This window comes from Streptomyces sp. NPDC093065, from assembly GCF_044754585.1.
Classification (GTDB): Bacteria; Actinomycetota; Actinomycetes; order Streptomycetales; family Streptomycetaceae; genus Streptomyces.
The window spans coordinates 1-8,315 of sequence record NZ_JBIVPJ010000055.1; the positions used below are offsets into that span (position 1 = coordinate 1).

The window sequence follows — 8,315 nt, forward strand, 5'->3', positions numbered from 1 at the left end:
CCCGCTGGAACAGGTCCCACAACTCGTCTGGCACCAGCCGCTCAACGATCTTCGACACACCACGAGTCTAACGAACCAAATGAGATGATCTCTAACGACCAAGATCCACCTTGCCTGCGACGGCAAGGGCCGCCCGCTCGCGCTCCTGGTGACACCCGGCCAACGCCACAACAGCGTCTGCGCACGCCCTCTGCTGGAACGGATCCGGGTTCCGCGCACCGGCCCGGGCCGGCCGCGCTGCAGGCCCGCCGACCGGGTCATCGCAGACAAGGCTTACAGCTCCCGAGGCTTCCATGCCTACCTGCGACAACGCGGCATTGCGCACACCATCCCCGAGAAGACCGACCAGCGGCGGCACCGGCTGAGGCGCGGTGGCCACGGCGGCCGACCGCCAGGGTTCGACCGGGAGACCTACCGACGGCGCAACACGATCGAGCGCTGCTTCAACCGTCTCAAGGGCTTCCGCGGCATCGCCACCAGATACGAAAAGACCGCTACTTCCTATGAAGCAGCGGTCAGTCTCGCGTCATTCCTGCTCTGGGCAAGATCCGTTTGAAGACGGACCCTAGATGTATTGACCCGCAGGGTTGTTGACACGGCTGATGGGCGGCTGCCCGTCGAGCGCGGTATGGCACCGGTGGTAGTTGTAGGTGTGCAGGAAGTCCGCCAGGGCATCGGTGCGTTCGGCATTGCTGGAATAGGGGCGCACGTATGCCCATTCGTCGAGCAGGGTGCGATTCAACCGCTCCACCTTGCCGTTCGTCTGCGGACGGTATGGCCGGGTGCGTTTGTGGATGATGCCGGCCGCGCTCAAAGTCCGGCCGAACAGCCCAGACCGATAGCAGGAGCCGTTGTCCGTGAGAACGCGTTCGACGGTGATGCCGTGCGTGTTGAAGAAGGCGTTTGCGCGCCGCCAGAACGCGGAGGCGGTCTCCTTGCGTTCGTCGGTGAGGACTTCGCTGTAGGCGAGCCGGGAGTGGTCGTCAATGGCGGTGTGGATGAAGCTGTAGCCGATCACGGGACTGCTGCCCTTGCGTACACCGGTGGTGGCCTGCCGGTTGGCGAGGGCCTGCTGGCGGGGCATGATCCGGTGGCCGCCGCCGTCGGGGATGTTGCCGAGCTTCTTGATGTCGACGTGGACGAGCTCGCCTGGGCGTGATCGCTCGTAGCGGCGGATGACCTGGCCAGTGGGCCGGTCCATCCAGCGCAGCCGGTTCAGGCTGTGACGGGTCAGGACGCGGTGGACCGTCGAGCTCGGTATGCCCACGATCGGCCCGATCCGGGCGGGGCCGAGCTTGCGCTCTCGCCGCAGCGCGCAGACCTGTTCCTCGACGTCGGCGGGGGTACGGTGCGGGGTGGTCCGTGGTCGGCTCGGACGGTCGTACAGTCCCGCGTCGCCCTCGGCGCGCCAGCGACGGACCCACTTGTGGGCGGTGGTGCGGGAGATGCCCATCTCGTCGGCCACGTGGGCGACGGGGCGGCCAGCCCGGACTCTGTCGATCAGAAGCCGTCTGCCGTGGACGGTCAGCCGGGCATGTGGACGAGACACGAAGACCTCTGTTGTGGTGCGGGATCTGAGGGACTGTCTGGGTGCTGCTATGGGTTTTCGCTCCCTGGTGGGGAGCACAGCTACTGCCCGGGGCCGTCGACCACCGGTTCGACGGCCCCGGGCAGCAGGTGGGCCCCTTCAAGGTTGAGCGCTGCGCACTGTGCGCCGTGGTGTCGCCGTCAGCCGTCCTGACCGCCAACCGGGATGAAGTTGGCGTACTCCTCAATGCGTTTGATCTGTCCGGCGTCGTCGAAGCCGAAGTAGACGGCGGCGTGGACCTCGCCGCGCATGCCGTTGGTGGTGGCGACGTGGACCACGTGCTGCTGGAGGACTTCGCCCGGCTGGGAGAGCTGGCGCAGGATGTCGTAGCGCATCGATTCGATGGATTCGATCTGCCCTTCCATTCCGGCGATGTTCTCCTCGATGGACTGCTCGCCCTTGCCGCCGTTGTGCCAGACGATGGCCGTCTCGGCGCACAGGGCACGAGCGGTCTTCCAGTCGCGGTTCTCCAGTGCGCGGAGGTAGGTGACGGCCTTGTCCTTCAGGTCCTGGCTCATGCGGTCTTCCTTCGATACGAGTGATGGGTTCCGGCAGGAGTGAGGCAGATCAGCTCTGGCCGACAGCGGCGTGGATCAGGGCGCGTTCGCCGACCTCGATGCGCGTCGGCAGGTGGTTGCCAGGCGGCGAGAGCGGACAGACGAATACATCCGGGTTCAGGTGGTGGTGCGAGAGCGTGGCCTTGTTGAAGTCGACCGTCAGGGTGCTGCCGGGTTCCAGGAGCGGCATCACCAGCCAGCGGCCGATCGGCGGCGTCGAATCGCCGTTGGTCTCGTCGGTGAAGATCACCAGTCGCTGGCCGGGGAAGTCCTGCAGGACGGCCAGGACGTATTCGGTGTCATCGATGGTCACGGCCAGGTCGACGGGCGCCAGGATGGCTTCGGTGCTGCGTGGGCTGGTCAACCGCCCCACTTCGATGCGACGCCCTTCGGGAGCTGCTCGGTACTGGCCTTCGAAGACCCAGGCGGGGTCGTAGGGGAAGGTGTCGATGCCGGTGAGTCCGGTGCGCTCGACGCGGCCGTGGTCCATGACGACCAGGCTGTAGGAGCCATCCGCGCCGCTGGCGAAGCCGCCCCGGTTGTCAGGGAATTCCAGGGAGCCGCCGGAGGGAACGGGGCTCGTTCCGTCGACGAGGCTGTCGGCTACCTGTACGCCGTCGCCGGCCTTGGCCGTCACGGTCAGGTCGCCTGCTTCGGTGGTGCGCCATTCGCCGGGGATGCCGGGAAGCGTGTGAGGGCCCGGGTTGGTGATCTTGGCGTTGGCGACGACGGTGGCCTTGCCGTTCGCTCCGGCGATCTCTTCCCACCGGCCCTGGCGCCAGGCTTCGTATTCGACGGGGATCTGCGGTGCAGTCATGATGCTCCCTTTCCTTTCCGCCGCGCTTCGGGGTCGCGGCGACAGCACTGCGCGAGCGTGCGCGGGCATGGTTACTCAGCCCAACGAAGCGCATGGTGCTGCGCAGGCTGTGGTTGCGTATGAGGCAAGTAATTGGGTGCTGAGGCTGCCCGGCAGGCAACCAGGGGTGCCTAGCCGGGTGTTCAGGCGCGGCGGGCGGCCCAGACGGTGCGCTCGGTGCGTACGGCGAGGTCCTCGCGGTGCAGAAGGCTGTTCGGGCTGCTGGTGTCCAGGAGTTCGTCGAGTGCGGCGAGGTCCTCGGGGCTGAGGGCGGGTGCGGCGACGCCGCGGATGCGCTGCAGGCTGCCGTGGGCGTAGCGGCCGATCGCTTCGCTGCGCGCACCTTCGATGTTGACGGTGATGGTGCGCTCGTCCTCGACGGTGAAGCCGGCGGCTGTCAGTATCGGGCCCCAGTCGGCGCCGCGGTGCGGAACGTGCTCGGCGTGGAAGCTGTCGGTCGCGGCATGTGCGCGCTCCTCGAGGTCAGGCCGGCTCTCCGGGGCACCTGCGGGCAGGAAGCGGGGGAAGCCCGCGAGCTCGACGACGGCGAACAGGCCACCGGGTGCGAGCAGTTCACGGACGCTCGTCAGGGCGCGGTCGGGGTTGGCCATGTGGTGCATCGAGGCCGAGGCCCACACCAGATCCGGCGTGCCGAGGTCGGGCCAGTGATCGGCGTCGAGGTCGGCCTGCACGGTCCGGACGCTCCCCTCACTACCGCGGGTGCATGCCTTCTCGCGCAGGAGCTGGAGGTGCCCGGCTGAGGTGTCGACGGCGGTGACGTGCGCGTCGGGGAAACGCTCGAGGAGCGCGAAGGTTCCTGCGCCGGTGCCGCAGCCCAGGTCCACTATCTGGCGCGGCTCGCTCTTCAGCGGCAGCCAACCGGTGATGGACGCTATGTGCTCGGCGAGCACCTCGGCATCCAGATCGAGGATCTCCGCCTGACCCCGATCGCTGTTGTGGCCGGGGTGGTGACCGCTTTCACCGTGGTGGGGGGTGTGCTGATGCGTTGGGGTCATGGCTTCACCGTAAACCCGACATGCGCCTGCAGCACGAATGCTTGCGGAATGCGCAAGAAGGTGGCTTGGTGTGCTGCCCATCACGCAATATCGCCCACCGTGCCGAGGGTTCTGGCAGGGCTGCGGCCCGTTATTCGCAGGGCCCCTGGGCGCCTCCGCAGTCGACTTCGGAGCCGTCGGCGCTGGCGTCCTTCTGGTGGCCGCGGCGGGCGTCTCTGTCGAAGATGCCCATGATCTCGCATGGTCCACCCTCGGCACCGATGGCATGCGGCATCATGGTGGGGAACTCGGCGGCCCGGTTGGCCTCGATGCGAAAGCGCCGGTGGCCGAGCAGGAGGATGGCGGTGCCGGACAGCACGACGAGCCATTCGCGGCCGGGGTGGGCGCGCATGCGGGCCGGGTTGTCGGGCGGCGGGTCGGTCATCCGCTGGCGCATCACGCTCATGCCGGGGTCGCCCTTTATGGGCCAGCGCATCAGACCATGCATGCCGTCGATCATCGGGCTGATGACGACGTCATCGGCGGCGTTCTCCACGAGCTGGTCCAAGGTGGTGTCCAGGGCGCGGGCGAGGGTGACGAGCTGGTCCAGGGCGAGGCGGCGCTGACCGTTCTCGATGCGGCTCAGTGAGGACTGGCTGAGGTTGGCTCGGGTGGCCAGTTCCTCCAGGGACCAGCCCTGTGCGACACGCAGCGCGCGGATCCGCTTGCGTACGAGGCTGTCCAGCTGCCCATCTTCTTGCGTCATAGGCAACATTATATGCCCTTGATGCAATGCGGGCTTAACGTCGAATACAGATGGTCCAGCACCGGGGGCCAGGTACGACGAAAGGGCGCGATATGTCTGCGCAGACTTCCCACTACGAGAGCGACGCACTGCCCACCGAGCCAGTGGGCGTCGTGGTGATCGGCGGCGGCGCCGCGGGCCTGAACGGCGCGCTGATGCTGGCCCGCTCACGCCGCTCCGTCGTCGTCATCGACAGCGGCACCCCGCGCAACGCCCCCGCAGCAGCCATGCATGGCTTCATCGTCCTCGACGGCACCCCGCCCCCCGAGATCCTCCAGCGCGGACGTGAGCAGGTACGCCAGTACGGCGGCCGGATCGTCTTCGGGGAAGTATCCGGGGCCGAACCCGCCGCCCCCTCAGCGGCCGGTGATCTGCGGTTCACCGTCACTTTGGCCGACGGCCGTACGCTGACGGCGCGCCGGGTGCTGGTGGCCACCGGTCTGCGCGACGTGCTTCCGGAGGTGCCCGGCCTGGCCCAGCACTGGGGCCACAGCGTGGTGCACTGCCCCTACTGCCACGGCTGGGAGGTGCGCGACGAGCCCATCGGCATCCTCTCCACCGGCCCCGCCTCCGTCCACCACTCCTGGCTGTTCCGCCAGCTGACCGATGACCTCATCTACTTCACGAACGGCACCGAGCTGGACACGGACACCCGCGCCCGCTTCGCCGCCCGCAGCATCCGCATCATCGAGACCGAGGTCAAAGAAGTCGTCAACGACGACGGCGCCCTCGCCGGCGTCCGCCTGACCGACGGCACTTTCGTGGCGCGGCGGATTCTGGCCGTGGCAACTCAGATGCAGGCCCGCACCGAGGGCCTGGACGGGCTGAAGCTGCTGATGGAGGACCTGCCCGACAGCATGGGCCGCCGCTTCGCCTCCGCCATGGCCGGCACCACTGAGATTCCGGGCGTGTGGGTGGCCGGCAACGCCACCGACCTCACCGCCCAGGTTGGCGCTTCCGCCGCGGCCGGAGCCCTGGCCGGCTCCCACATCAACGCCCTGCTGGCCGCTGCGGACACCGACGCCGCGCTCGCCGCCGCACAAAAGACCACCGGCTGACACGTAAGCCCCGCAGCGGAAGAACCGCGCGACCGCCATCCAGCAGTCCGCGCGGTGAGCACGTCCCTATCTCACCCACCTGGCGACCGGCCCTGCCCCGGCGCTGATCCCGCATGCCCTTTTGGGAAGGAAACCATGAGTATCAATCAGCCTCATCAGACGGCGGCCGCGCCGGTAGGCGGCGGGGGAACGCCGGATGCGCGTCAGCTGCGCGCGATCCTGATCACCGTATCGATCGCGCTGATGGCCGTCATCGCCTCCGTATCCGGGCTGAACGTCGCCCAGACCCACATGGCCGTCGAGTTCGGCGCCTCCCAGAACACCGTCCTGTGGATCATCAATATCTACACCCTCGCCCTGGCCGCCCTGCTGCTGCCGCTCGGTGCCGTCGGTGACCGTCTTGGCCGTAAGCCCATGCTGATCACTGGCCTGATCATTTTCGGCGCCGCCAGCGTCGTCGCGGGATTCGCCCCGTCGGCCGGGGTCATGATTGCCGCGCGCGTGGCCGCCGGCATCAGTGCCGCGATGATCATGCCGATCACTCTCGCCGTCATCACCTCCACCTTCCCCGAGGAGGAGCGCGGCAAGGCGATCGGCGTGTGGACCGGCGTCGCCGGAGGCGGCGGCATCCTCGGCATGTTCCTCTCCGCCCTGCTGGTCGACGTCGCCGACTGGCGCTGGCTATTCGTGCTGCCCGTGGTCCTGGTCGTCGTCGCGCTGGCGATGACACTGAAGACGGTGCCCAACTCCCGCGAACGCTCCACCCATTCCTTCGACACCATCGGCGCCCTGGTCTCCACCATCGCCGTGATCGGTCTCATCTTCGTCCTGCAGGAAGGCCCCGAGCGCGGCTGGACCGCCCCCACCACCCTGATCAGCCTGGCCGTCGGCGTCGTCGCCGCCATCACCTTCGTGGCCTGGGAACTACACCGCCGCGACGCATCCCTGCTGGACGTGCGCCTCTTCCGCGAGCGCGGCCTGGCCAGCGGCTCCATCACCCTGCTCGTCGTCTTCGGCGTCCAGGCCGGCATCGCCGTCGTCCTCTTCCCGTTCTTCCAGGCCGTACTCGGCTGGTCCGGACTGCTGTCCACCGTGGCGATGATGCCGATGGCCGTCATGATGATGATGACCTCCGGCCTGGCCCCGAAGATGGCCGCCAAGATCGGCGCCCGCCCCACCATGACCGTCGGCGTCGCCCTGGCCACCCTCGGCCTGGCGCTGATGGCACTGTTCGTGTCCGTCGACGGCGGCTACCTGTCCATCCTGGCCGGCATGCTCGCCATGGGCATCGGCATGGGTCTCTCGATGACGCCGTCCACCGAGGCCATCACCAGCTCCCTGCCCCGCGCCAAGCAGGGTGTCGCCTCCGCACTCAACGACGTCACCCGCGAATTCGGTACCGCCCTGGGCGTCGCGATGCTCGGCGCGCTCCTGGCCAACGGCTACCGCAGCGCCATCGACGGCAAGCTCGACGGCATCCCCAACGAAGCCGCGGACACTGCACGCGAGGGCATCGCCAACGCCATCGAGGTTGCGCCCACCACCGGCGGCCGCACCCAGGACCTGATCCACGCCGCGCAGCAGTCCTTCGTCGACGGCTGGCAGCAATCCATGTGGGTCGGCGCCGCTGTCATGGCCGCCCTGCTCCTCTACGTCGCCCTGCGCGGCCCGAAGAACACCACACCCCTCGAGTCCGACGCCGAGGCAGCCCCCGAGACCGGGGTCGCGGACAACGTCGCCGCTCGCTGACCTCGCAGGAACTCCGTGCGGACGGAGCACGACGCATCCCGCACGGCAGACGGCCGTCGGGCACACCGCGACCTCACGGTGTGCCCGACGGCCGCGCAGCGCCCCAGCCCAACCCGATACCTCCGAGCACATGCAGGAGTAGCACCCATGAGCACCATCGAGCTGACCGCGGACAACTTCAACGAGGTCACCTCCGGAAACAACTTCGTGATCATCGATTTCTGGGCCGAATGGTGCGGACCTTGCCGCAAGTTCGGGCCCGTCTTCGAGCAGGTCTCGGACAAGCACGAGGGCGTCGTCTTCGCCAAGGTCGACACCGAGGCACAGCGAGAACTGGCGCAGGCATTCGAGATCACGTCGATACCCACCCTCATGATCGTGCGCGAACAGATCGCCATCTTCCGTCAGGCCGGCACCCTGCCCGAGGTAGCACTCGACAACCTCATCCACCAGGTGCGCAGCCTCGACATGGACGAAGTGCACGCTTCCAGCACCGCAGCAGACAAGAGCCAGTAGGCACCCCTACCCGAACTCCGCCCTACGCGCTCAAGCACATGCATCGCACGCCGCGGAGCTTCGCACCACGTGTCAACAACGCTTGTGGTCAATACACCTAGCGCGTGTCTCTTTGATGGATTGGTCCGTTGATCGGATGTGTCCGTCCGATTAGTGATCACCGATGCGATGTGGGGCCGGATCCGGCCGTT

At 67.8% G+C, this 8,315-nt stretch carries 8 protein-coding genes and 1 pseudogene; 4 read left to right on the forward strand and 5 right to left on the reverse strand.

Features of this window, described 5'->3' with window-relative positions:
* Window positions 1-91 precede the first annotated feature (91 nt).
* Window positions 92-556 (forward strand): annotated as a pseudogene (locus ACIQFU_RS38470) (IS5 family transposase); the annotation flags it as partial.
* A 9-nt stretch (window positions 557-565) separates the two neighbouring features.
* On the opposite strand, the gene ACIQFU_RS38475 reads toward ACIQFU_RS38470, so the two are convergent.
* The 5 genes from ACIQFU_RS38475 to ACIQFU_RS38495 form a co-directional block, all read right to left on the reverse strand.
* Entirely contained in the window at window positions 566-1,549 is a 984-nt protein-coding gene (locus tag ACIQFU_RS38475; protein WP_402558028.1) for an IS481 family transposase, read from the reverse strand.
* Between the two features lie 179 nt (window positions 1,550-1,728).
* Window positions 1,729-2,106: a nuclear transport factor 2 family protein gene (locus ACIQFU_RS38480; RefSeq protein WP_402558030.1), complete on the reverse strand. Its 378-nt coding sequence runs from the start codon at window positions 2,104-2,106 to the stop codon at window positions 1,729-1,731.
* A gap of 49 nt (window positions 2,107-2,155) precedes the next feature.
* Window positions 2,156-2,962, reverse strand: coding sequence for a DUF1684 domain-containing protein (locus ACIQFU_RS38485; RefSeq protein WP_402558032.1), 807 nt, complete (start codon window positions 2,960-2,962; stop codon window positions 2,156-2,158).
* A gap of 182 nt (window positions 2,963-3,144) precedes the next feature.
* On the reverse strand, window positions 3,145-4,017 hold the full coding sequence (locus tag ACIQFU_RS38490; protein ID WP_402558033.1) for a class I SAM-dependent methyltransferase: 873 nt from the start codon (window positions 4,015-4,017) through the stop codon (window positions 3,145-3,147).
* Window positions 4,018-4,147: 130 nt separating this feature from the next.
* Window positions 4,148-4,762, reverse strand: a complete 615-nt coding sequence (locus tag ACIQFU_RS38495) for a helix-turn-helix domain-containing protein (protein ID WP_402558035.1) — start codon at window positions 4,760-4,762, stop codon at window positions 4,148-4,150.
* 92 nt (window positions 4,763-4,854) lie between these two features.
* On the opposite strand from ACIQFU_RS38495, the gene ACIQFU_RS38500 reads away from it, so the two are divergent.
* The 3 genes from ACIQFU_RS38500 (at window position 4,855) to trxA (ending at window position 8,124) form a co-directional block, all read left to right on the forward strand.
* Window positions 4,855-5,859 carry an NAD(P)/FAD-dependent oxidoreductase gene (locus ACIQFU_RS38500; protein WP_402558036.1) on the forward strand — a complete coding sequence of 335 codons (1,005 nt, stop codon included), beginning with the start codon at window positions 4,855-4,857 and terminating at the stop codon, window positions 5,857-5,859.
* Window positions 5,860-5,994: 135 nt separating this feature from the next.
* Window positions 5,995-7,608: an MFS transporter gene (locus tag ACIQFU_RS38505; protein ID WP_402558037.1), complete on the forward strand. Its 1,614-nt coding sequence runs from the start codon at window positions 5,995-5,997 to the stop codon at window positions 7,606-7,608.
* Window positions 7,609-7,755: 147 nt separating this feature from the next.
* Window positions 7,756-8,124: a thioredoxin gene (trxA, locus tag ACIQFU_RS38510; RefSeq protein ID WP_402558038.1), complete on the forward strand. Its 369-nt coding sequence runs from the start codon at window positions 7,756-7,758 to the stop codon at window positions 8,122-8,124.
* Window positions 8,125-8,315: the final 191 nt, after the last annotated feature.